25 protein-coding genes are annotated in these 20,451 nt (G+C 35.5%); 19 read left to right on the forward strand and 6 right to left on the reverse strand.

The window, feature by feature from the left end:
• Nucleotides 1–27 precede the first annotated feature (27 nt).
• A complete protein-coding gene (locus tag ACUN28_RS07340) occupies nucleotides 28–678 on the reverse strand; it encodes a GTP pyrophosphokinase (RefSeq protein WP_016086213.1) in 651 nt (216 codons plus the stop codon).
• 350 nt (nucleotides 679–1,028) lie between these two features.
• On the opposite strand from ACUN28_RS07340, the gene ACUN28_RS07345 reads away from it, so the two are divergent.
• The 3 genes from ACUN28_RS07345 to ACUN28_RS07355 all read left to right on the forward strand — a co-directional run bounded on the left by ACUN28_RS07345 (nucleotide 1,029) and on the right by ACUN28_RS07355 (nucleotide 3,535).
• Complete coding sequence (locus tag ACUN28_RS07345; RefSeq protein WP_016086214.1) at nucleotides 1,029–1,652, forward strand: nitroreductase family protein; 624 nt, start codon at nucleotides 1,029–1,031, stop codon at nucleotides 1,650–1,652.
• A 144-nt stretch (nucleotides 1,653–1,796) separates the two neighbouring features.
• Nucleotides 1,797–1,946, forward strand: a complete 150-nt coding sequence (rpmG, locus tag ACUN28_RS07350) for a 50S ribosomal protein L33 (RefSeq protein WP_001265617.1) — start codon at nucleotides 1,797–1,799, stop codon at nucleotides 1,944–1,946.
• 92 nt (nucleotides 1,947–2,038) lie between these two features.
• Nucleotides 2,039–3,535 (forward strand): YcdB/YcdC domain-containing protein, encoded by a 1,497-nt coding sequence (locus ACUN28_RS07355; RefSeq protein ID WP_016086215.1) that lies wholly within the window; start codon nucleotides 2,039–2,041, stop codon nucleotides 3,533–3,535.
• 55 nt (nucleotides 3,536–3,590) lie between these two features.
• Here ACUN28_RS07355 and ACUN28_RS07360 read toward each other — a convergent pair whose 3' ends face one another.
• The gene (locus tag ACUN28_RS07360; RefSeq protein WP_116329175.1) at nucleotides 3,591–4,367 is read right to left on the reverse strand and encodes a hypothetical protein; all 777 of its coding nucleotides are present in this window, start codon (nucleotides 4,365–4,367) and stop codon (nucleotides 3,591–3,593) included.
• Between the two features lie 187 nt (nucleotides 4,368–4,554).
• Here ACUN28_RS07360 and sigK point away from each other — a divergent pair, with 187 nt between their 5' ends.
• Both sigK and ACUN28_RS07370 read left to right on the forward strand, forming a co-directional pair.
• A complete protein-coding gene (sigK, locus tag ACUN28_RS07365; RefSeq protein WP_000051382.1) occupies nucleotides 4,555–5,268 on the forward strand; it encodes an RNA polymerase sporulation sigma factor SigK in 714 nt (237 codons plus the stop codon).
• 290 nt (nucleotides 5,269–5,558) lie between these two features.
• Nucleotides 5,559–6,347, forward strand: coding sequence for a phosphatidylserine decarboxylase (locus ACUN28_RS07370; protein ID WP_016086217.1), 789 nt, complete (start codon nucleotides 5,559–5,561; stop codon nucleotides 6,345–6,347).
• Between the two features lie 149 nt (nucleotides 6,348–6,496).
• Here the strand turns inward: ACUN28_RS07370 and ACUN28_RS07375 are convergent, their stop codons facing one another.
• Complete coding sequence (locus ACUN28_RS07375; protein WP_000850097.1) at nucleotides 6,497–6,652, reverse strand: sporulation histidine kinase inhibitor Sda; 156 nt, start codon at nucleotides 6,650–6,652, stop codon at nucleotides 6,497–6,499.
• Between the two features lie 247 nt (nucleotides 6,653–6,899).
• On the opposite strand from ACUN28_RS07375, the gene ACUN28_RS07380 reads away from it, so the two are divergent.
• The 8 genes from ACUN28_RS07380 (at nucleotide 6,900) to ACUN28_RS07415 (ending at nucleotide 12,036) form a co-directional block, all read left to right on the forward strand.
• Complete coding sequence (locus ACUN28_RS07380) at nucleotides 6,900–7,412, forward strand: YqeG family HAD IIIA-type phosphatase (RefSeq protein WP_016086218.1); 513 nt, start codon at nucleotides 6,900–6,902, stop codon at nucleotides 7,410–7,412.
• A 3-nt stretch (nucleotides 7,413–7,415) separates the two neighbouring features.
• On the forward strand, nucleotides 7,416–8,522 hold the full coding sequence (gene yqeH / locus ACUN28_RS07385; RefSeq protein WP_016086219.1) for a ribosome biogenesis GTPase YqeH: 1,107 nt from the start codon (nucleotides 7,416–7,418) through the stop codon (nucleotides 8,520–8,522).
• A 15-nt stretch (nucleotides 8,523–8,537) separates the two neighbouring features.
• Complete coding sequence (gene aroE / locus ACUN28_RS07390) at nucleotides 8,538–9,371, forward strand: shikimate dehydrogenase (protein WP_016086220.1); 834 nt, start codon at nucleotides 8,538–8,540, stop codon at nucleotides 9,369–9,371.
• Between the two features lie 5 nt (nucleotides 9,372–9,376).
• Nucleotides 9,377–9,670 (forward strand): ribosome assembly RNA-binding protein YhbY, encoded by a 294-nt coding sequence (gene yhbY, locus ACUN28_RS07395; protein ID WP_016086221.1) that lies wholly within the window; start codon nucleotides 9,377–9,379, stop codon nucleotides 9,668–9,670.
• A 138-nt stretch (nucleotides 9,671–9,808) separates the two neighbouring features.
• Nucleotides 9,809–10,378 (forward strand): nicotinate-nucleotide adenylyltransferase, encoded by a 570-nt coding sequence (gene nadD / locus ACUN28_RS07400; RefSeq protein ID WP_016086222.1) that lies wholly within the window; start codon nucleotides 9,809–9,811, stop codon nucleotides 10,376–10,378.
• The gene (gene yqeK / locus ACUN28_RS07405) at nucleotides 10,368–10,937 is read left to right on the forward strand and encodes a bis(5'-nucleosyl)-tetraphosphatase (symmetrical) YqeK (protein WP_016086223.1); all 570 of its coding nucleotides are present in this window, start codon (nucleotides 10,368–10,370) and stop codon (nucleotides 10,935–10,937) included. Before nadD ends, yqeK begins: the two co-directional genes overlap by 11 nt.
• On the forward strand, nucleotides 10,934–11,290 hold the full coding sequence (gene rsfS / locus ACUN28_RS07410; protein WP_000653203.1) for a ribosome silencing factor: 357 nt from the start codon (nucleotides 10,934–10,936) through the stop codon (nucleotides 11,288–11,290). Before yqeK ends, rsfS begins: the two co-directional genes overlap by 4 nt.
• Nucleotides 11,287–12,036 carry a class I SAM-dependent methyltransferase gene (locus ACUN28_RS07415; RefSeq protein ID WP_000873069.1) on the forward strand — a complete coding sequence of 250 codons (750 nt, stop codon included), beginning with the start codon at nucleotides 11,287–11,289 and terminating at the stop codon, nucleotides 12,034–12,036. The genes rsfS and ACUN28_RS07415 overlap by 4 nt, the downstream gene beginning before the upstream one ends.
• A gap of 320 nt (nucleotides 12,037–12,356) precedes the next feature.
• Here the strand turns inward: ACUN28_RS07415 and comER are convergent, their stop codons facing one another.
• On the reverse strand, nucleotides 12,357–13,184 hold the full coding sequence (gene comER / locus ACUN28_RS07420) for a late competence protein ComER (RefSeq protein ID WP_016086224.1): 828 nt from the start codon (nucleotides 13,182–13,184) through the stop codon (nucleotides 12,357–12,359).
• A 77-nt stretch (nucleotides 13,185–13,261) separates the two neighbouring features.
• On the opposite strand from comER, the gene ACUN28_RS07425 reads away from it, so the two are divergent.
• The 3 genes from ACUN28_RS07425 to ACUN28_RS07435 all read left to right on the forward strand — a co-directional run bounded on the left by ACUN28_RS07425 (nucleotide 13,262) and on the right by ACUN28_RS07435 (nucleotide 16,818).
• Nucleotides 13,262–13,861, forward strand: a complete 600-nt coding sequence (locus ACUN28_RS07425; protein ID WP_016086225.1) for a helix-hairpin-helix domain-containing protein — start codon at nucleotides 13,262–13,264, stop codon at nucleotides 13,859–13,861.
• 63 nt (nucleotides 13,862–13,924) lie between these two features.
• Entirely contained in the window at nucleotides 13,925–14,482 is a 558-nt protein-coding gene (locus ACUN28_RS07430) for a ComE operon protein 2 (RefSeq protein WP_016086226.1), read from the forward strand.
• Nucleotides 14,483–14,496: 14 nt separating this feature from the next.
• Nucleotides 14,497–16,818, forward strand: a complete 2,322-nt coding sequence (locus ACUN28_RS07435; RefSeq protein ID WP_016086227.1) for a DNA internalization-related competence protein ComEC/Rec2 — start codon at nucleotides 14,497–14,499, stop codon at nucleotides 16,816–16,818.
• 29 nt (nucleotides 16,819–16,847) lie between these two features.
• On the opposite strand, the gene ACUN28_RS07440 is transcribed toward ACUN28_RS07435, so the two are convergent.
• Nucleotides 16,848–16,982 carry a YqzM family protein gene (locus tag ACUN28_RS07440; RefSeq protein ID WP_000997609.1) on the reverse strand — a complete coding sequence of 45 codons (135 nt, stop codon included), beginning with the start codon at nucleotides 16,980–16,982 and terminating at the stop codon, nucleotides 16,848–16,850.
• 346 nt (nucleotides 16,983–17,328) lie between these two features.
• Here ACUN28_RS07440 and holA point away from each other — a divergent pair, with 346 nt between their 5' ends.
• Nucleotides 17,329–18,339, forward strand: a complete 1,011-nt coding sequence (holA, locus tag ACUN28_RS07445; RefSeq protein ID WP_016086228.1) for a DNA polymerase III subunit delta — start codon at nucleotides 17,329–17,331, stop codon at nucleotides 18,337–18,339.
• Between the two features lie 85 nt (nucleotides 18,340–18,424).
• Here the strand turns inward: holA and rpsT are convergent, their stop codons facing one another.
• Nucleotides 18,425–18,682 (reverse strand): 30S ribosomal protein S20, encoded by a 258-nt coding sequence (gene rpsT, locus ACUN28_RS07450; RefSeq protein WP_001274014.1) that lies wholly within the window; start codon nucleotides 18,680–18,682, stop codon nucleotides 18,425–18,427.
• Between the two features lie 180 nt (nucleotides 18,683–18,862).
• On the opposite strand from rpsT, the gene gpr reads away from it, so the two are divergent.
• Together gpr and ACUN28_RS07460 are read left to right on the forward strand one after the other, a co-directional pair.
• Entirely contained in the window at nucleotides 18,863–19,966 is a 1,104-nt protein-coding gene (gpr, locus tag ACUN28_RS07455; RefSeq protein WP_016086229.1) for a GPR endopeptidase, read from the forward strand.
• On the forward strand, nucleotides 19,963–20,328 hold the full coding sequence (locus ACUN28_RS07460; RefSeq protein ID WP_016086230.1) for a YqxA family protein: 366 nt from the start codon (nucleotides 19,963–19,965) through the stop codon (nucleotides 20,326–20,328). The genes gpr and ACUN28_RS07460 overlap by 4 nt, the downstream gene beginning before the upstream one ends.
• The last annotated feature ends 123 nt before the right edge of the window (nucleotides 20,329–20,451 follow it).

A 20,451-nucleotide genomic window follows, 5' to 3' on the forward strand; every position in this document is an offset into this window, starting at 1 on the left:
AAAGGTTCTCATTGGAGAGAACCTTTTTTATAGTGGTAACATAATTTGATTTGAACATGCTTCAATATCATCAATATCTTGGCGAATGGTTGCCATTTTATTATCAAGATCTTCAGCTTTCATTGCTGCATCGTGTAGTTCATCTTTTAAATACTCAGGTATTTTCCCTTCATATTTATAGTAAAGTTTATGTTCTAAACTTGCCCAAAAATCCATAGCAAGTGTACGTAACTGAATTTCTGCAAATACATCTTTTGTACCAGAATTCAGTGATAAAGGATATTTAATAATCATGTGTAAACTTTTATATCCGTTTCCCTTTGGATTAGCGATATAATCTTTTACTTCAATGATTTCCATATCTTCACGCTTTTGAATAACATTTTTTAAATGATAGATATCTTCTACGAAGCAACATGTAATACGAATGCCGATGATATCTTGTAAATGAGTTTGGGCATTTTCAACTGTTGGTAATAAATTTTTACGCTCAAGCTTTTTAATAATACTTTCAGGTTGTTTTAGTCTTGTTTTTATATGTTCAAACGGGTTGTAATCCTCTAAAAATTGAGCTTCCCGGTTCATAATTTCAAATTTAGTTTTTAACTCTTCTAAAGCAAATGTATATGGTAGTACAAAAGCTTTCCAATAGTTAACTGTTGATTGATTATATTCCATTTATATACACACCTTTTCCAATTTACAAGCGAGGTTGTTATTATACTAAATACCAAAGCATATAAGCGCAAGCAGCAAATGATGAGATCATAAAACGATATTTAGTTTTCATACTTTCAACTCCTTTCGAGTAAGATTCTATATAAATAAACGTGATTGTTAATAAGTTCACTATGTATAATTCTTATAGTAATAGATTCGTGTGAATTTCGTATGAACTAATTGTTTCAGCTTTTTGTCTTTTTTTGTGAAGCATCATTATTATCCATAACTTAAAGTGTTTTCATTTGATTTATTTTATTATATAAATTAATTTATATTTGAATTTATGATTATTAAGGGGCTATAAGGTGAACTTTGAAGAATTAGCAATTGCTAGACGTTCTGCAATGAAATTTGTACAAGAAATAGAAATCCCTGATGAGGATTTTAAAAAAATATTTGAGCTAACAAAGCTTTCTCCATCTTGTTATAATTTGCAACATACACATTATGTTGTAATTCGTGATCAAGAGCGCAAAGAAAGATTAAAAGAGTTAGCTTTTAGGCAGTATAAAGTATCAAGTGCATCTGCAGTAATACTTGTTTGTGGTGATAAGAGAGCATATCAAAATGTCGAAAATATTTATTTCGGTATGAAGGTTTTAAAGATGATTGATGAATGTGAGTATGAAGATACAATTAGGCAAACGAAAGGGTTATATGAAGGAAAAGGAGAACGCTTCATGGAAGAGGAAGCGATTAGAAATGCTTCGTTAAGTGCGATGACTTTTATGTACGCAGCTAAATATTATGGCTATGATACGTGTCCGATGATCGGTTTTGATGAAAAAGCAGTACAAAGTGAATTAAATATGCCGGAGCATGTAGTACCTGTTTTAATGATTACGATAGGAAAAAGTGATACTACTAAAACTCGCCCACGAGGATATCGAAAACCGATTAGTGAGTTTGTTACATACGAAACATTTTAATACAAGGTATAGATTACTTAAACAAAAGGGTTCTATTTAGATCCCTTTTGTTTTGCAATTGACAAATAGAATGAAGTTATATAATATATAAATCGTAATCATTACGTTTTAGTTTGCGATCTTTAAAAGAAAGGAGAATTACAAATGCGTGTAAATATTACATTAGCTTGTACCGAGTGCGGTGATCGTAATTATATTTCTAAAAAAAATAAACGAAACAATCCAGAGCGCATCGAACTAAAAAAATATTGTCCACGATTAAAGCGAGTAACGTTACATCGTGAAACGAAGTAGAAGACTAGAGATATCTCTAGTCTTTTTTTGTTTATATTTCTTTGGTTTTGTTTGTTATAATTACCTTAAATTGTAATAAAGGGAGCGGTATGATGAATCAAAAAGATAAAGAAAGAAAAGAGCAAGTGGCTCATATTATTGACATTTCAGATGATTATAGTCTTGCTGTAGATGATCAAGAAGGTGTGGATGACCCATATCATCTATTATGGTGGGAACATAAAGCGGATGAGGAGAGAACAATACAGATTACACTGAATAGACATACCGGTAATTTAATTGACTTTAGGATAGAGGAGGGAAATTCTATTTCGAGCGGCAAGGAAGCGATAGAGGAGAATAAAGCAAGAGGGATTGCAAATGTATTCTTAAAAAAATATATAAAAGAAGGATATGAATTTTATACATATGTAACTGTTAAGGATAATTGGCGCGGTTGGAAAGAAGTAAATTATATGCAAGAAGTGAATAGCTATCCATTGCCGAATACAGGGTGTGTCGTGCGAGTTCATCCTTCAGGTAATGTTGTACATTTTCGTTATAATGGACAAAAAGCTATTGAGAAAAAACCGTTATGGCCAAGTGAAATTGTTGAGGAGAATGTCGTTTTAGAAAATTTGAAAGCTAGACAAAATATGAGACTTGTATTTGTAGATTTAACACACTCTTCATGTGAGTATGAAAATGGAAAAGAAGTAAAAGGGTACCATCTTGTATATGAACCAGAACCTAGTCATGCATCTATTAATGCAAGTACGGGAGAAGATTTGTTTGGATCAGAACATTATAAATTACCGCCGACAGTAGCTGTTGAAAAAACAAAAAAAGGTAGCCGGCAAGGTGACATATTCGAATTATTTGGCTGGGATAAAGAAAGTTTTATAAAAGTAGATGAGACGGAAAATGATGATGAAATAAGGATGAAATTTGTTCCGAAAGAGGAATTACAAAAACAGAAAGAAGAACAGAATCCATATTTAATGAATGAATTCTTTAAGAAGCATTTACCGATGTTAAAATATAATAATTTAATTGGCATTACGGTTGATAAATTAACCAGTGAATTAATTGGTTTTATAAAACTGACAGAAGATAAAGAAGCAAAGCAAATACTGTCTAGAGAGGAATGTTTACAAAAAGCAATTCAATTTTTAGAGCGAGTGATTCCGGATATCACACAATATCTTCGCCTTTGGGAGGAACGTGAAGAAGCAGAAGATGGGATTGAAAGATTTAACTTTTCCGTATATGTGAATGGTATTCCGGCAGAGTATAAGCACTTTATGATCAACATCAATGCAGAAAATGGTGCAGTGATACACTACTCTGGAGAGTCTAGCAAATTTATAAAAGAATTACTTGCATATGAAACAACACCAAAAGTAACAAAAGAAGAAGCGTTAGAAATATACAGAGAGGCTATCCGAGTTAAATTAGAATGGTCTATAGATCATGACGTAGAGGAAACGGTATATCAATTGCTGTATAAACAAACAACGGATGAAAATTATAAAGAATTCTTCGACTGTAGTCGAGAAATTCGTTATATTGATGCGCATACTAGGGAGAAAATTTGGAGTAAATACTAGTAAAAGCCAATCGATATGTATCGACTGGCTTTTACTATGTTCTTAGAATTATTTATTAATTGCCGTTAAGTGGTTGAAGAATACCATCTTGAGCTTTTGACCAATCATATAGGTTTCCATCAGATCCCACTGCAAAATTTAGAGCACGTGAGTTCTCAGGAGATTCGCGTCCATATAAAACGTCGTATAGTTTAATACCATTTATTGTGCCAATTAGTTTGTCTTCGCCGGAGCCGTAACGAATTTCATCTGAGCGAGCTCCCATTCTTTTTTCTAGAACTTTTATAGCATCTTCACTTGTGAATGTAATAGTATCAGTTTGTTTATTTGGTTGCTTAGCTGGTTGTTGTTCTTTTTGTGTGTTTTTAGACTCTGCTTCAGGTTTTGTATTATTTTTAACTGTGTTGTTATCTTCATTTTTTTTGTTGTTTTCAGTAGTTGCTTTGCTCTCAGTTTTTGTATTGTTTTTAGGTGTTGCATTGTTTTCATTTTTTTTGTTGTTTTCAGTAGTTGCTTTGCTCTCAGTTTTTGTATTGTTTTTAGGTGTTGCATTGTTTTCATTTTTTTTGTTGTTTTCAGTAGTTGAGTGGTTCTCAGTCTTTGGCTGGTTTTCAGTTTTTACGTTATTCTCGTTTGTTGCATTTTCCTCAGTTTTCACACTGTCTTCATCTTTTTGTTTATCTTCTGTTTTTGTGCTGTCTTTTGATGCTGCAGTATCCTGTTTAGTCGTTTCAGGTTTTGTGGGCGAAGTTTGTTGTCCGCAAGCTGACAGTAAGAAAAAAGATAGTGTGAGTACTACTAGTTTTGTTATTTGTGAAGTAAAGTATTGCATGAAAACACCTCTTTCAAAATTTTGGAACTTAACATATTGTAATACATTGGAAAAAATATTCAAGGTATGAAAGACTTATTTCGTTCGACAAAAAGCTAAGGATTCCATATTTATATCGTACAGACACAAACAACCTCACGCCCACATACACATAGTAAAGACCACTATTTTGGCGGGGGTGAAAGGTTTGAGTCTATTCGCCGCAATTGGATATATGGTTCGAGAAGTGTTTGTCTTTGTTTCTTATGTGAAGAATAATGCGTTTCCGCAGCCGTTATCATCAGACGACGAGAGAAAGTACTTAGAGTTAATGGAGCAAGGTGATGCTCAAGCGAGAAATCTTTTAATTGAACATAATTTACGGCTTGTAGCTCATATCGTTAAAAAATTTGAAAACACAGGAGAAGATGCAGAAGATTTAATTTCGATTGGTACAATTGGGCTTATTAAAGCGATCGAGAGCTATTCTGCAGGAAAAGGCACAAAACTTGCGACGTATGCAGCACGCTGTATTGAAAATGAAATTTTGATGCATTTACGTGTACTGAAAAAAACGAAAAAGGACGTTTCACTTCATGATCCAATCGGGCAAGATAAAGAGGGGAATGAAATATCGCTTATTGATATATTAAAATCAGAGTCTGAAGATGTAATTGATATGATCCAGCTTAGTATGGAGTTAGAAAAGATTAAAGAGTATATCGATATTTTAGACGAACGAGAGAAAGAAGTGATCGTGAAGCGTTTTGGACTGGGGCTTGATAAGGAGAAAACGCAACGAGAGATTGCAAAGGCGCTTGGTATTTCTAGAAGCTACGTATCAAGAATTGAAAAGCGCGCTTTAATGAAAATGTTCCATGAATTTGTAAGAGCGGAGAAAGAGAAAAAAGCGAAAGAATAATGTACATTGCAAGCAGCCGTATTTTAAAATGGGCTGCTTTTCTTTTTGTAAATCAGGAAAGAAAAAGAGTTGTGTTCAGAAGAAATCCATGTTCACTGTTGAAAATGACGGATTCTATCTGTAATATTAGAGGGTGCTAAACAATTTAAGAATAATACCATACTTAGTCTTCCGCATGTATAATATGGCAGTTCTATATGATATGTGGGAATAAGAACCAGTTTTACATATGATATAGAAGGAAAAGAAGGGGAAGCTAAAGTTATAGACTGATTAGGAGGTTTCGCAATTTGCGACGTACATTATATCGACTTATGATCGAACTTACAAATGGTCGTTTTACTTCTTATATATTACGTAAATTTGCACAATCTCGTTTGAGCTCTATCATTATTCCATCGTATGCGAAAGTTTTTCGAATTAATCAAGATGAGATGGAAAAGGGTTTGAAGGAATATAGAACATTGCATGAATTATTTACACGTAAGCTAAAAGAAGGAAAGCGTAGTATTGATACAGATACATTGAGTATCGTTAGTCCTGTTGATGGTGTTTTTGCTGATCACGGTCCTATTGAGGACACGAAAACATTTGATATTAAAGGCAAGCGTTATTCGATTGTGGATATGCTAGGTAATGAAGAACGTGCAAAGCGATATGCTGGTGGTACATACATGGTTATTTATTTAAGCCCAAGTCATTATCATCGTATTCATAGTCCGCTTTCTGGTTCTGTGACTGAAAGATTTGTACTCGGTAGAAAATCATATCCGGTAAATGCAGCTGGTATGGAATACGGGAAAGAACCATTGTCAAAAAATTATCGCTCTGTTACAGAAGTAAATAGTGATGGTGAACATATGGCGCTTGTAAAAGTAGGAGCTATGTTTGTTAATAGTATTGAGCTGTTACATGAAAGAAGTACTGTTCAAAAAGGTGAAGAAATGGCATACTTTACATTCGGTTCAACAGTTGTGTTATTGTTTGAAAAAGATATGATAGAAGTAGTACAGCATTTGAAGAGTGGACAAGAGCTTCGTCTTGGTGAAAAAATTGCTACTCGAGTGGCTCATAAGTAAAGAAAAGATTTTATAATTGTAAGCAAGAGTTATGGACAAAGATGCTTAATGATGAAATTCCCTAGATGGGAGTACTTGTTTATTCGAGAGCCATCGCAGGATGGCTCTTTTTACAAGTTAGCTAATGAAAATTTTACTTTAATATATAATCAAGACGATTTGACAAGCTTGTCCTCTAATGAGCGTCTAATCATTTCTTGTTTTATAAGTAAAATGAAGTCGGGATTTAATTTTAGTTCTTTTGCTTTATAATAAGACTCAGTGAGTAACTCAGTAGATAACTGTTCCATATGTTTTGTTTTCAAGGTGAGTCACCTCCTAATAATATAAGGATTGATTCGTTGTTGCATTTAATGTACCAAAAAAATATGACAGTCACAAACGGGTAGTTATCCACACACCTAAGTGGATAAAGTGTGTATAGATTGTTAGTAAATTCCAAATTAACTGAAAAATTAATGTGGAAAATGTGTACAATTTTATCCACAGGTTATATATCGAAATATGTTGTCGAAAAATTTTTATGAAAACTCCTCAAAGAGGTGAAAGAAATTGAAGTTGTTTTTACCAAATGAATATGTGAAAAATGTATATCATGTTCAAGCAGAAGATTTGAAGAAACGTGGAATTAAAGGTGTTATTACTGATTTAGATAACACTTTAATTGAATGGGATCGTCCAAATGCAACGCCACAACTTGAAGAATGGTTTTTGAAAATGAAAGAGCAAGGCATCCAAGTGACGGTCGTTTCAAATAATAATGAGCAACGTGTGAAAGACTTTGCTGATCCATTAGGTATTCCATTTATTCATAGTGCACGTAAACCATTTGTTCGCGCATTTAAGCGTGCGATACAAGAGATGCGTTTACAACCAGATGAAGTTGTAGTAATTGGGGATCAGTTACTAACGGATGTGCTAGGTGGAAACCGAGTGGGCCTTCATACGATTTTAGTTGTACCGGTAGCACAAACGGATGGATTAGTAACGCGCTTTAATCGGAAAATTGAACGAAGAATTATGAGAAATATGAAGAAAAAAGGTTTAATTAATTGGGAGGAATAAAGTTTGACTGAAACAATTAAATGTATTGGTTGCGGTGTAGAAATTCAAACAGAAGATAAAAATGAAGTGGGATATGCTCCTACCTCATCTTTAGAGAAAGAACAAGTAATTTGTCAACGCTGTTTTCGCTTGAAGCATTACAATGAAATTCAAGATGTATCATTAACAGATGATGACTTCCTACGTATTCTAAATGGAATTGGAAAATCGGATGCATTAGTAGTTAAGATTGTAGATATTTTTGATTTTAATGGTAGCTGGTTACCTGGCTTACATCGTTTCGTGGGAAATAATAAAGTATTACTTGTTGGAAATAAAGCTGATTTAATTCCTAAGTCAGTAAAACATGATAAAGTAAAGCATTGGATGCGCTATAGTGCAAAGCAGCTAGGATTAAAACCAGAAGATGTCTTTTTAATTAGTGCAGCGAAAGGACAAGGGATTGCTGAGCTGGCAGATGCGATTGAGTATTACCGAGGCGGAAAAGATGTTTACGTTGTTGGATGTACGAATGTAGGAAAATCAACATTTATTAATCGTATGATTAAAGAATTTAGTGATGAGACTGAAAATGTAATTACAACATCTCATTTCCCAGGAACAACGCTTGATTTAATTGATATTCCGTTAGACGAAGAATCTTCTTTATATGATACGCCAGGTATTATTAACCACCATCAAATGGCTCATTATGTTGGAAAAGAAAGCTTAAAGCTTATTACACCAACAAAAGAAATTAAGCCAATGGTATTCCAATTAAATGAAGAACAAACGTTATTCTTTAGTGGACTGGCGCGTTTTGATTATGTAAGTGGTGGTCGCCGTGCGTTTACTTGTCACTTCTCGAATCGTTTAACAATCCATCGTACAAAGCTTGAGAAAGCAGATGAATTGTATAAAAATCATGCTGGGGATTTACTAAGCCCACCAACACCAGAAGAATTAGCAAATATGCCAGAACTAGTGAAATATGAATTTAATATTCGTGAACCAAAAACGGATGTTGTATTCTCTGGATTAGGATGGGTTACTGTAAACGAACCGGGAGCAAAAATTGTTGCACACGTACCAAAAGGAGTAAGTGTTTCGCTACGTAAATCTTTAATTTAATATGGAGAGGGATTTATGAAACAATTATATGGTGTAATCGGAAATCCAATTGGACATTCATTATCACCCGTTATGCATAACGATGCATTTGAACACTTGAATATGGATGCCCATTATCATGCATTTCTTGTTAAAGAGGAAGTGCTAGGGGAAGCAGTAAGAGGTTTAAAAGCATTAGGTATTTCAGGATTTAATGTAACAACTCCGCACAAAGTTGCTATTATGGATTACTTGGATGAGATTGACCCGCTAGCAAAACAAATTGGTGCAGTAAATACAGTGGTTCATAAGGATGGAAAACTGATTGGCTATAATACAGATGGAATTGGTTTTGTCCGAGCGCTGCAGGCAATTAGTAGTGAACCACTTCAAGAGAAACGTATTTTACTGCTTGGCGCAGGTGGTGCTAGTCGAGCTATTTATTTTTCTCTTGCTGATGTAGGTGTGAAAGAGATTGATGTAGCTAATCGTACAGTAGATAAGGCGAAAGAACTTATTGCTGCATGTAAGGCTCATGTTAATTCTGTTGCTTTATCGTTAGAAAAAGCAACAGAAGAACAAGGAAATTATGATATTATCATTCAGACGACAACAATAGGTATGCATCCACGCGTCGAATATACACCATTACAAATTTCTTCGTTAAAAAAAGGAACGATTGTATCAGATATAATTTATAATCCATTTGAAACGAAAATTTTATGTGAGGCAAACGAGCAAGGTGCAATGATTCAAAATGGTATTGATATGTTTGTTTATCAAGGGGCACTTGCATTTGAAATGTGGACAGGACGTGTACCGAATATCGATAGAATGAAACAATTAGTTATAAGAAAGCTTGGAGGCTAACATATATGTTAACAGGAAAACAAAAAAGATTTTTACGTGCAAAGGCACATCATTTAACACCGATTTTTCAAGTTGGAAAAGGTGGCGTAAATGAAAATATGGTGAAACAGATTGGAGAAGCATTAGAAGTTCGTGAACTCTTTAAAGTGAGCGTACTACAAAATTGTGAATTTGATCGTCGTGAAGTTGCAGAAGAGCTTGCAAAAGGCGCACGTGCTGAAATCGTTCAAGTAATTGGAAGTACAATCGTTTTATACAAAGAATCTAGAGAAAATAAGCAAATTAAGCTTCCTCGATAAAAAGGCTAGCATATGCTATTTTTATTGCTAGTTCGTAATGATGTAGAGAACGAAACCAATTGAACTTTTATTAACAGTGAACTCTCTTCGGATAGAAATGAAGAGAGTTGCTGTACGTAAAAGGAAGGGGCGTTTCTTTTGAGAAAAATTGGCATCATTGGCGGTACATTTGATCCGCCACATTATGGACATTTGCTAATTGCAAATGAAGTATATCACGCTTTGAATTTAGAAGAAGTATGGTTCTTGCCGAACCAAATTCCACCGCATAAACAAGGGCGGAATATTACAAGTGTAGAAAATCGCTTACAAATGTTAGAGCTTGCGACTGAGGCAGAGGAACATTTTTCTATTTGTTTAGAAGAGCTAAGCAGGAAGGGCCCATCTTATACGTATGACACTATGTTACAATTGACGAAGAAGTATCCGGATGTGCAGTTTCACTTTATTATTGGTGGAGATATGGTTGAGTATTTACCAAAGTGGTATAACATTGAAGCGTTACTTGATCTTGTAACGTTTGTTGGGGTTGCAAGACCTGGTTATACATTGCGTACACCTTATCCTATCACCACTGTGGAAATTCCGGAGTTTGCAGTTTCTTCATCTTTATTGCGTGAGAGATATAAAGAGAAGAAAACATGTAAATATTTACTTCCTGAAAAAGTACAGGTATATATCGAGAGGAATGGGTTGTATGGATCGTGAGAAAGCACTTCATATTGTCAAACAACAAATGCATGAAAAACGTTATATACACACAATTGGTGTAATGGAGACAGCAATTGAACTTGCTAAGTTATACGGTGTGGATGAAAAAAAGGCTGAAGTTGCAGCTGTATTCCATGATTATGCGAAGTGTAGAGCGATTTCTGAGATGGAAGAGATTATTAAAAGTGAAGATTTGCCGAAAGATTTACTTTGTTATAACAAAGAGTTATGGCATGCACCTGTTGGGGCATACTTAGTAGAAAAAGAAGTAGGCATTACGGATCCTGAAATCCTGCAAGCTATTACATATCATACAAGTGGTCATGAGAAAATGACGATGTTAGATAAAGTAATTTATGTAGCTGATTACATTGAGCCTGGGCGAAAGTTTCCAGGGGTGGAGGAAGCTCGCAAACTCGCATATACGGATATAAATCAAGCTTTATTATTTGCGTTAAAGCGAACAATTCAATTTTTAATGGAAAAAAATCAAACGATTTATCCATTAACATTCCAAACATACAACGCAGTTATCAAGGAGGAAATTAGTAGATGAAAGATAAAGATTTATTAGTATTAGCAGCAAAAGCGGCTGATGATAAGAGAGCAGAAGATATGGTTGTCCTAAATATGCAAGGTATTTCACCAATTGCAGATTATTTTATTATTTGTCACGGTAACTCAGATAAGCAAGTGCAAGCAATTGCGCGTGAAATTAAATCAAAAGCACATGAGTTCCAAATCGACGTACAACGTATGGAAGGTTTTGACGAAGCACGCTGGGTGTTAGTTGACCTTGGAGATGTAGTTGCCCATGTATTCCATAAAGATGAGCGTAATCACTATAATTTAGAGCGTCTTTGGGGCGATGTGCCGCGTGAAGATATTACAGACGAGCTAGACCAATGAAATACGAACAATTTGCATTGTTGTACGACGAACTAATGAATGATGTTCCTTATGATAAATGGGTGGAATTCACAGAGGAAAGTTTACAGCAAGCGGATATGAAAGAGGCGAAGATTCTTGATGTAGCATGCGGTACTGGTAATGTAACACTTCCGCTTGTACAAAAGGGTTACGATTTAATCGGTGTCGATCTTTCAGAAGAAATGTTAACGGTCGCTCAGCAAAAACTAGGCGGAGAAGGATATTTTATTCCTTTTTACCAACAAGACATGCGAGAGCTTGATGTTCCGGGTGAGTTTGACTGTGTAACTATTTTTTGTGATTCATTAAATTATGTATTGCAAGAAGATGGAGTGCAAGAAACATTTCGAAGAGTGTTTCACCATTTACGTCAAGATGGTTTGTTTTTATTTGATGTACATTCTTTATATAAAATACATCATGTATTTCAAAATGAAACATACACAGTGAATGGAGAAGAAATATCTCTTATTTGGAATTGCTTCCCTGGTGAAGAGTCAAATAGTGTAGAACATGACTTAACATTCTTTGTTCAAGACCCAGAAGAAGATGTGTACCATCGTTTTGACGAATGTCACGTGCAACGTGCATATCAGGTTGAAGAGTTAACGAAATGGCTTGAAGAAGCTGGTTTTACAGTGCTTCGCGTGACTGGTGACTTTGAACGACTTGAAGTTACAGAACAAACAGAGCGTATTTTCTTCATGGCGAAGAAAAATGGATAGAGTGAAACTTTAATCAGCGGGGGCGAAGCCCCTCGCTGATTATTAGTTGAACCAATCGGGCTTTTACGGGCAGTTGATCCCTCACCTAACTGCTTTGCTTTCGCTGAGTTTTGAGGTGGGGTCTTACTGTCCAGCAAATAGCGGGATAAAACAAAAGCAACCGAGAAGGTTGCTTTTGTTTTGTAAAGAAGCTGTAATTTTAGTTCTAGAATAATAAGAAGATGATATACGTGAAGTGTGAAAATGCTAGTTTAAGTGAAAATGCAATGAAAAAAAGTAAGTATTTATAAAAAGGATTTGGAATGACGATGACGTATTTATTATGTGTGTTTATTGAATTGCTGATCAACGCATTTTAAATCTTCATCAAATTTCTCGTGTGTCCGCTCAATTAATTTATGAAACATATCCCCAACATGTTCTTCTAAAACAAGAATGCCTTCTCCTGTAACGCCGCCCTTAACACATACTTTTTCTTGTAAAGTAGGCAATGTGAAAATCCCTTTTTCAAGTAGTTTCCCCATTCCAACGACCATTTCACTTACTAAAGTAGTGGCTTCTTCATGTGTAATATTTGTTTTATCTACAGCAGCGTTAATGAAACATTGTAATAAATAACTAAAGAATGCAGGGCCACAGCTTGCTATATCAGATGAAACGCGCGTTATATCTTCTTCTATTACAAGGGGAGTGGAAATGTTTTTGAATAGGCGAAATAGTTTTTGTTGCCACTCTTCGGAGCATTTACTTCCAAATGTAAATAGTGATGCGCCAGACAGGGCGCGGTTTGTAATGCTCGGAATGATACGTGCGACGTGGCAAGGTACAAGTGTCTCTAATTGTGATGGAGATATTGGACTTGTGATAGAAACTAAGCACTTTTCATCAGAAAAATGTTCAGCGTATTTTTGTAGGATCGGGTATATATCTATTGGCTTTACGCAAATAAAAATAAGATGTGATCGTTCGATTACCTCATCGATAGTTTTGGCTATATGAACAGAAGGGTATTTTTCCTTTATATGATATGCTTTGGCGGGCGTTCGATTAATGATTGTAAGGCACGAAGGTTTGACAGCACGGGTTTCTAAAAATGCGTCGATTAGTATATTCCCCATGTTCCCTGTCCCTATAATTCCTATGTTCAATGTTTCATCCCTCCTTCGTAACAGCTTTCTCCTAAACAATATGAATGATGTTATAAATTTATGATTAGAGGTGAAAAATGATGTGGGATTTTCCAAAGAAATGGTTAGGGTTAGTAGCTATTATTGGAACTGTACTTTTTCTTCTTTTCTGGAAAACGAACCAGCATACAGAGCAGTCCTTCATTGCAACGGATGTTCAAGCGAAAGAGATAGAGAAAAAAAGTAAACCGAAAATATCGGATACAAAGCAGCAGAAAAAAATAATTGTAATTGATATGAAAGGGGCTGTTGTTAAAGAGGGGGTGTATGAAATGAAAGAAGGGGACCGGGTCAAGGATGCCATTGAAAAGGCAGGTGGATTTTTGCCCGAGGCAGATAGGAAGAAGGTAAATTTAGCGCAAATAGTACAAGACCAAATGATCCTTTATGTACCGAATAAAAACGAACAAGTGCAAGAAGTAGCTGCTATTTCAAAGGGGGAGGGGAAAGTTCAAATAAATGCAGCTTCTAAAGAACAACTTGAAAAAATTACAGGCATTGGTTCTCGGAAAGCAGAAAGTATTTTGAAATATCGAGAGGAACATGGACCGTTTCAGAAAATAGAAGATTTGTTAGAGATTGATGGGATTGGTGTGAAGTCTCTGGAAAAAATAAAAGATCAAATTATTATTCCATAAAAGATTGACGAAGTTTTTCTTCATTCGCTACACTACAAGTAGACAAAAAAGTAGGTGAAAAATATGGAACGAATTTCATGGGATCAATATTTTATGACGCAAAGCCATTTGCTATCTTTACGTAGTACATGTACAAGGCTTGCAGTAGGAGCGACGATCGTTCGTGATAAACGAATTATTGCTGGTGGATATAATGGTTCAATTAAAGGTGGCGTACATTGTATAGATGACGGATGCTACGTCATTGATAATCATTGTGTTCGTACAATTCACGCTGAAATGAATGCTTTATTACAATGTGCAAAGTTTGGTGTGAAAACGGAGGAAGCAGAAATTTATGTTACGCATTTCCCTTGTTTACAATGTTGTAAGGCAATTATTCAAAGTGGCATTACAGCGGTTTATTATGCGCAGGATTATAAAAATCATCCATATGCCGTAGAGTTATTTGAAAAAGCGAATGTAACAGTGAAACACGTTCCGCTAGAATATAATATTGCAGCATTAGAGGATCAAAAGCGTCATATGGAGTTAAAAGAACTATTTGCATCTTTAGAAAAAGAGAACTTATCAATGGAAGAATTACAGCACTTATTCACGAAAGCAAAAATGATGCTATAAGGAGTGGGTATGAGTTGCAAGGACAATGGGGCTATGTTGCAATCTCATTTATAGTAGGGATTGCAATCGCCTTCTCCTCTTCGGTTTTATTGCTGGCTTGTGGTCTCGTTCTATATGTTTTCTTTTGTTTGTATCGTACTTCGCGTAAAACCTTCTTTTTTTGTATGATAGCGTGTTTTAGCGGCGTTATGTACACTACGTATGTTCAAGGGCAAAATAATCCTCTAGGAGACTTCTATGAAGTTACAAGAGGATTGATACGAAATACCCCTCTTATTAACGGCGATCACCTATCATTTCAAGTTGAAGATCAGAATAAAAATATAGTGCAGTTAAGTTACAAAATTAAATCAGCCGTGGAAAAGAAACAACTGCGACAATTACATGCAGGAGTATCATGTATATTCGAAGGTGAGAGAAAAGAACCGCAAATAGCCCGTAATTTTCATGGTTTTAATTACCGGGATTATTTGTATAGGCAAAATATTCATTTCACATTTGATACTACATATATTTCTGAATGCCAGAAAACATCATTGTCACTCGTGCAATGGATTCTTCTTTTGAGACAGCAAGCAATCTCGGGAGTTACAGAAATGTTTCCAGAGCAATCAGGTGCTTTTATGAATGCATTAGTATTTGGTGATAGACAGCAAATGATATTTGAAGTTGAAGAGCAATATCAACAATTTGGTCTTGTGCATTTGTTGGCGATTTCAGGATCGCATATCGTATTGTTAATGGTGATCGTGTATTTTATTTTGCTAAGAAGTGGTGTGACGAGGGAGGTAGCAACAGTATGTCTTATCTTCTGTATTCCTCTATATATGATTTTAGCAGGAGCATCACCGTCTGTTATAAGAGCTTCTATAACAGGAGTTTTGATGTTAGTTGCTTTCATGTGTTCTATTCGTTTATCTAGCTTAGACGCTTTAAGTGTAACAGCTATATGTATGCTTATATTTGATCCATATCTTATTTTTAATATCGGCTTTCAGTTTTCTTTCGTTGGTAGTTTTGCTTTACTCTTATCTGCCCCACTTTTACTAGAGAGTAGTAATGGAGTAATCAGAAATTCTATTTATATTTCTCTTATTTCGCAGCTCGTTAGTACTCCAATTTTGTTATATCACTTCGGTTACTTTTCTCCATATAGTATTTTTCTGAATTTCCTATACGTTCCGTTTTTATCTCTCATTGTATTGCCGTGTAGTATTATTATTTTGGTATGTATACCGATTGTTCCGTTTCTTGCAAAAGGACTTGCGAATGTACTATCAGTAGGTTTGAATCTTTCTAATGCTTTTCTAAATTATTGTGAAAGTTTACCATTTACCCGCCTTATTTTCGGGCAAACGTCTATACTTCTGGTAGCTCTATATTGCGTGAGTATTGTTAGTATAGTAATGGTTTGGGAAAGGCGGATGTCGAAGGGGATTATGTTCATAGCTTCGGGTATATTTCTTTTTGTTTGTACATGTCATTATGTATATCCGTATTTTCGGGAAAGCGGTAGTGTTACATTTCTTGATGTTGGACAGGGAGACGCAATTTTAATTCGCCTCCCGTACGATAAAGAAATTTACCTCATTGATACTGGTGGAACAATTCGTGTAAATAAGGAAGAATGGCAACGGAAAAAGCATGAATTTTCTGTTGGACAGGATGTTTTAATCCCTTATTTACAAAAGGAAGGAATTAAAACAATAGATAAATTAATCGTAACGCATGGAGATGCGGATCATATAGGTGCTGCGCAAGAGTTATTATCAAATATGACCGTGAAAGAAGTTGTATTTGGCCGAAAGGAACAAGATGCGGTATTAGAAAAATTGGTAAAGAAACAGGCGTTAGAAAAGGGAGTGAAAATAAGAGAAGTGGGAGAAGGAGAGAGTTGGAGCGTAAATGAAGCGGAATTTTTCGTACTAGCTCCAACAGGAAAGGAAAGAAGTGAAAATAATGCTTCAATTGTACTATGGGCAAAATTAGGAGGGTTAACGTGGCTGTTTACAGGTGATTTAGAAGAAGAAGGAGAGAAATTTTTAGTAGCTATGTATCCAGAGTTGCGGGCGGATGTTTTAAAGGTTGCTCATCATGGGAGTAACACGTCATCTATAGTGCCTTTTTTGAGCGCTGTACAGCCTAATATAGCGATTATTTCTGCTGGTGAGCGTAATAGGTATGGGCACCCTCATAAGGAAGTTATAGAGCGTTTTGAGAGGATGGGGATTGAAATATGGCGTACGGATAAGCAAGGTGCTATTTCCTATGTTTTTAAAGGGGAACACGGAACCTTTCGTAGCAAAATCACATATGATGAAACACATAATAGATAAAAAAGAAGACTGCCAGTAAGCAGCAGTCTTTAAGAACCAATAAATTTAATAACAGTTGCAATGATGAAAAGTGTTGCGAAAAAACCAAATGAGACGATAAATCCTACCCCTGAATCAATAGCGTCATTGCGTTTACTTTGAACGTTTTGTTCAAAATCATTCATTTAGAATCCCTCCCCAACATTCCACTTTAGTATAAAATATTGTCAGAAAAAAATCTACAATTTCCATATGAAGAGAAATCGAGTGTTTTTACTACTTTTAGATCAGGAAGTAACGTGAGTTTTTTGTTTCCAAGCATGTTAACAGTTGGCACTTATACTCGAATTTTTATTGTGAATAATAAAGGGAAGGTGATTACCGCACACCAATAAGAAACCCGGGGCTTATTGCGTGGCGTTTAATATAAATAAAGGGACGGGTTATACAGCCTGTTCCTTTGTACTTGTAAAACAAAAGCTAGGGCATTAGTATAAATATATATTGCCAAGTTAGGGAGTAGGAAAAAGTATGAGTGATATACATAAAAAGATTAAAAAGAAGCAGTTTGCTCCGTTATATTTACTGTATGGAACGGAAGAGTTTTTTATAAATGAAACGATAAAGCTTATTACAACAGAAGCGCTTGAAGAGGAAGATCGCGAGTTTAATGTTGTGACATATGATTTAGAAGAAGCGTATTTAGAAGATGTGGTTGAGGACGCACGTACACTTCCTTTTTTCGGAGAACGTAAAGTGCTATTAATAAAATCACCACTATTTTTAACTTCACAAAAAGAAAAATTAGAGCAAAATATGAAAATTTTAGAAGAATATATTGGGGAGCCTTCGCCATTTTCTATTCTTGTTTTTGTTGCGCCTTACGAAAAACTTGATGAACGAAAAAAAATTACAAAACTATTAAAGAAAACAGCGGACGTAGTAGAAGCGAATGCGATGCAAGTGCAGGATGTTCAGAAGTGGATTGTTGCTCGTGCAGATGAAGTGCATGTACATATTGATAATGCGGCTGTTAGTTTGTTGTTAGAACTTGTGGGAAGTAATGTAACGATGTTGGCGAAGGAAATGGACAAGTTAACGTTATACGTCGGTATGGGCGGAGAGATTACCCCGAAACTTGTTGCAGAGCTTGTGCCAAAATCGGTTGAACAAAATGTGTTTGCTTTAACAGAAAAAGTGGTAAAAAAAGATATTGCGGGTGCGATGCAAATTTTGGATGGATTATTTACGCAGCAGGAAGAACCAATTAAACTGCTTGCGTTATTAGTGAGTCAATTCCGCTTGCTGCATCAAGTGAAAGAGTTACAACAACGTGGTTATGGGCAAAATCAAATAGCGTCTCATATTGGTGTGCATCCGTATCGTGTAAAGTTGGCGATGAATCAAACGAAGTTTTTCTCTTTTGAAGAATTAAAAAAAGTCATTATAGAATTAGCAGAAGCTGATTATAGTATGAAAACGGGAAAGATGGATAAGAAGCTTGTACTCGAGTTTTTCTTAATGCGATTAAATCATATGTAGTGATACAAAAAAGTTCACGTACTAAGTACGTGAACTTTTTTTTGTATATAAAAAAACGACCCAAATGGATCGTTTTTTAAACGCCTTACGCGTTTACTTGTTTCGCTAAGCGAGATTTTTGACGAGCTGCAGCGTTTTGGTGGATAAGACCTTTACGAGCTGCTTTGTCAAGTTTTTTAGAAGCAGTTTTGAAAGCTTCTTTAGCATTTTCAAGATCGTTATTAGTAACTAAAGCTTCTACAGTTTTAACAGCAGAACGCATGTCAGACTTGATAGAAGCGTTATGTGAACGACGCTCTTCGCTAAGTTTAGCGCGTTTGATAGCAGATTTGATGTTTGCCATACTTTTCACCTCCCTGGTGCAATCGAATGACTCGATTCTTACATAGAACAAGTGATATTTTATCAAACGGTGAAGAGAATTGCAATAGTATATCAATGAAATTTCACGTAAAGGAAAGAATGACCTAATATAACTTTGGGAAATCTAACGATATTTACTATGAATTACGGAGGAGATACGATGAAAGAACCATTAGATTTAAGTAAATATAGTGTTAGAACTGACCTTGCTGTAGAGGCACATCAAATGCTGCAAGAGCGCCAGGAAGAGCAAAAAGGGATACAAGGAGTTATTGTAAAAGAGAGGGAAGAAGAAGGTATTACTATTACGAAAGTAACGATTGATGAAGTTGCCTCTGAATCGATGGGTAAAAAACCTGGAAATTATTTAACACTTGAAGTACAAGGTATACGTCAACAAGATACGGAACTGCAACAAAAAGTAGAGCGTGTTTTTGCAAAAGAATTTTCTTATTTCTTAGAAGAGGTTGGCGTTACGAAAGAAGCGAGTTGTTTAATTGTTGGTCTTGGGAATTGGAATGTAACGCCAGATGCGCTTGGACCAATCGTTGTAGAAAATGTATTGGTAACGAGACATTTGTTTCAATTGCAGCCTGAAAGTGTAGAAGAAGGGTTTAGGCCTGTTAGTGCAATTCGACCGGGGGTAATGGGAATTACAGGAATTGAAACGAGTGATGTCATTTATGGAATCATTGAGAAGACAAAGCCAGACTTTGTCATTGCAATTGATGCATTAGCTGCCCGTTCTATTGAACGAGTAAATAGTACGATACAAATTTCTGATACGGGAATTCATCCTGGATCGGGTGTTGGGAATAAACGTAAGGAACTCAGTAAAGAGACATTGGGTATTCCTGTTATCGCGATTGGTGTTCCGACTGTGGTTGATGCCGTTTCGATTACAAGTGATACAATTGATTTTATTTTGAAACATTTTGGACGGGAGATGAAAGAAGGAAACAAACCTTCACGTTCTTTGTTGCCAGCTGGTTTTACATTTGGAGAAAAGAAAAAATTAACAGAAGAAGATATGCCGGATGAAAAGAGCCGGAATATGTTTTTAGGTGCTGTAGGTACACTGGAAGATGAAGAAAAGAGAAAATTAATTTATGAAGTGTTATCTCCTCTTGGCCATAATTTAATGGTGACTCCGAAAGAAGTGGATGCTTTCATAGAGGATATGGCAAATGTAATAGCGAGTGGTTTAAATGCAGCCTTACATCATCAAATTGACCAAGATAATACAGGAGCATATACACATTGATGGGAAGAGACGATAATCATTTAAGCCGCTTTTCGCTTTTATGTATATGTAGTGCGGCCTTATGTTTACTTATGATCATAGCGGGGGTGGCACTTGCTAATCATGGTTTGAAAAGTATGAAAGGTTATCAGCAAATGTCGTATGAACAAATAGCTCATATGACAGGAACAGAGGGTGCGGGTGCTGAATCAGAAATTTTGGGAAGTTCGTTTTCCGTTACTGAAAAACAAAAACAATTAGAAAGCTTAAAAAGTTTTAATGTTGTAGAAGGAATTGGTATGGCAATAGCAAGTGCTACTTACGAAGTAACAAAGTTTGGAACGGATATAGTTGTTGGGAAAGTGAAAGAGATTTTTAGTTAAGGGTAGCAGGAAGAACGGTTGTCTTACCATTTTGTACGACAGCCGTTTTTAAATTTGAAAAAGGTTTGTCTCTTATGGTTTGTTCGCATAAGATATAGATAGAATGATTTGTATTGTAAGCGG

The organism is Bacillus sp. WC2507, from assembly GCF_052656125.1.

Bases quoted from the DNA above. Each gene is read 5' to 3' on its own strand.
- ACUN28_RS07340 (WP_016086213.1), bottom strand. From the start codon at position 678: ATGGAATATAATCAATCAACAGTTAACTATTGGAAAGCTTTTGTACTA.
- rpmG (WP_001265617.1), top strand. From the start codon at position 1,797: ATGCGTGTAAATATTACATTAGCTTGTACCGAGTGCGGTGATCGTAAT.
- ACUN28_RS07355 (WP_016086215.1), top strand. From the start codon at position 2,039: ATGAATCAAAAAGATAAAGAAAGAAAAGAGCAAGTGGCTCATATTATT.
- ACUN28_RS07360 (WP_116329175.1), bottom strand. From the start codon at position 4,367: ATGCAATACTTTACTTCACAAATAACAAAACTAGTAGTACTCACACTA.
- aroE (WP_016086220.1), top strand. From the start codon at position 8,538: ATGAAACAATTATATGGTGTAATCGGAAATCCAATTGGACATTCATTA.
- yhbY (WP_016086221.1), top strand. From the start codon at position 9,377: ATGTTAACAGGAAAACAAAAAAGATTTTTACGTGCAAAGGCACATCAT.
- yqeK (WP_016086223.1), top strand. From the start codon at position 10,368: ATGGATCGTGAGAAAGCACTTCATATTGTCAAACAACAAATGCATGAA.
- rsfS (WP_000653203.1), top strand. From the start codon at position 10,934: ATGAAAGATAAAGATTTATTAGTATTAGCAGCAAAAGCGGCTGATGAT.
- ACUN28_RS07415 (WP_000873069.1), top strand. From the start codon at position 11,287: ATGAAATACGAACAATTTGCATTGTTGTACGACGAACTAATGAATGAT.
- ACUN28_RS07425 (WP_016086225.1), top strand. From the start codon at position 13,262: ATGATGTGGGATTTTCCAAAGAAATGGTTAGGGTTAGTAGCTATTATT.
- ACUN28_RS07430 (WP_016086226.1), top strand. From the start codon at position 13,925: ATGGAACGAATTTCATGGGATCAATATTTTATGACGCAAAGCCATTTG.
- ACUN28_RS07440 (WP_000997609.1), bottom strand. From the start codon at position 16,982: ATGAATGATTTTGAACAAAACGTTCAAAGTAAACGCAATGACGCTATT.
- holA (WP_016086228.1), top strand. From the start codon at position 17,329: ATGAGTGATATACATAAAAAGATTAAAAAGAAGCAGTTTGCTCCGTTA.
- rpsT (WP_001274014.1), bottom strand. From the start codon at position 18,682: ATGGCAAACATCAAATCTGCTATCAAACGCGCTAAACTTAGCGAAGAG.
- gpr (WP_016086229.1), top strand. From the start codon at position 18,863: ATGAAAGAACCATTAGATTTAAGTAAATATAGTGTTAGAACTGACCTT.